The 1,737-nt window shown below is 28.0% G+C and carries 2 protein-coding genes; one reads left to right on the forward strand and one right to left on the reverse strand.

What is annotated here, in order from left to right; all coding sequences use genetic code 11:
• Window positions 1–688 (forward strand): glucosaminidase domain-containing protein (locus AMN78_RS01010; RefSeq protein ID WP_179850588.1); only part of this gene is annotated, 688 nt, incomplete at its 5' end.
• Here the strand turns inward: AMN78_RS01010 and AMN78_RS01015 are convergent.
• A partial coding sequence (locus AMN78_RS01015) for a polysaccharide deacetylase family protein (RefSeq protein ID WP_306452602.1) occupies window positions 689–1,737 on the reverse strand: 1,049 nt, incomplete at its 5' end.

The raw sequence follows: 1,737 nt of genomic DNA on the forward strand, positions 1-1,737 counted from the left end.
TATTTATTTTACTCAATTTCCAAGAGATCTAGATAATTTAAAAAGTGTTCAACTGAAGAAGGAAACTTTTTTAAAGATTGTTTTACCTTTAGTTGTGGCTGAGAATGAAAAAATACTAGACGATAGAGAAAAGCTAAAAAATTTAATAGACAAGAAATTCACAACTGATGCTGAAAAACAGTGGCTACGACAAAAACTGCTAGAATATAAAGTGAAAAAAAGTGATCTAAAAGAACTTATGATTAAAATGGATATGATCCCAGTTTCTATTGCTTTAGCTCAAGCAGCAAAAGAAAGCGGATGGGGAACATCCAGATTTGCTTTAGAAGGTAATGCAATATTTGGTCAGTGGACTTGGGACGGTCAAGGTATAGCACCTTTAAAAAGAGATGGAGACAAAAATCATAAAATCTTAAAGTTTCCAATTTTAAGAGCTTCTGTAAAAGCTTACAAAAATAACTTAAATACTCACAAAAGTTACTCTAAATTCAGAGATAAAAGACAACAACTAAGAAATAAAAATAAAAATATTACAGGATTAGCTTTAACAGATACATTAAAAAATTATGCGCAGACTGGTTCTGAGTATACTAGAATACTAAATCAAATTATTACTCAAAATAGACTATCGGATTTTGAATTAGTAAAATTGGTTAACTCAGTTAAACAAATAGAATTGAATTCTTAGTTATCTATCACTTATCACGTACTGAATTCCTAACCATCTCCAAAATCCATCTTTTTCTTGTAAAGAACAATTAATTCTACCACGCTCACCAATAAACTTTTCAGAAATATCAATTTCAAGTAATCCCGCCTCCTTAAAAAGGATTTTTGAATTTCGCCATTTGTTCCCTTCATTAGAAAAACAATTTAATTGGCTCAAATTTTGAATATTTTCATAAAATTCTATATTCACTTTTGGAGGATTCTTTGATTGTAAAAGATACCTATCCTCTGGTGAAATTTTTTTAAATTTTAAAGGCAGTGTTTTCATTAGAGTAGAGAATCTTTTGATTTCACCGTATTTTTCATTTATTGGAAATCTTGGCAATTCCCACAAATCCTTTGTTTCATCAATTACCCCAGAATGTTGACCAAATGCGTATTTAAAACCAAGACCTTTTATGATTTTTTTAAACTCCAAACTGTACTCTCCAAATGGATAAGAAAAAAATTCAGAATTTTTACCGAGTTTTTCTTCAAAAATTTTTATTGATTTAATAATATCTTTTTTAATTGTTTCAGGATTTTCTTCAACAAGATATTCATGTGAATGACTATGATTTCCAATTTCTACATTCTCATTATCATATAATTCAAGTATTTGTTCCCAACTCATATAGTTAAATGAACCTACTTCACGCGTATTTACAAAAAGAATAAATGGTATTTTTCTCTCTTTTAATATTGGCCAAGCGTTTTGATAAAACGATAACAATCCGTCGTCTATAGTAAGCAAAATTTTCCTTTCCTTTTTGTTCTCTGACAGACTTTTTTCAAAATTTTTAGGGTGGATAAATTTAATTTTTTCTTTCTCTATTATTTTCAGTTGTTCTCTGAAAACATCAATTTGAATATTAGTTGAAGGATATTTATTTTCATTGAACCTATGATACATGATGGAAATAAGCCCGTAATCATCAAAATCATAATTATTTAAAGCTAATACCTTTGAATGATTAGTTTCAGAGGCTATAATAAAAGTAAATATGATCAATAATTTTTTAATTATTA

Source organism: Candidatus Pelagibacter communis (genome assembly GCF_001179945.1).
GTDB classification, from domain to species: Bacteria; Pseudomonadota; Alphaproteobacteria; order Pelagibacterales; family Pelagibacteraceae; genus Pelagilacustribacter; species Pelagilacustribacter ubique_A.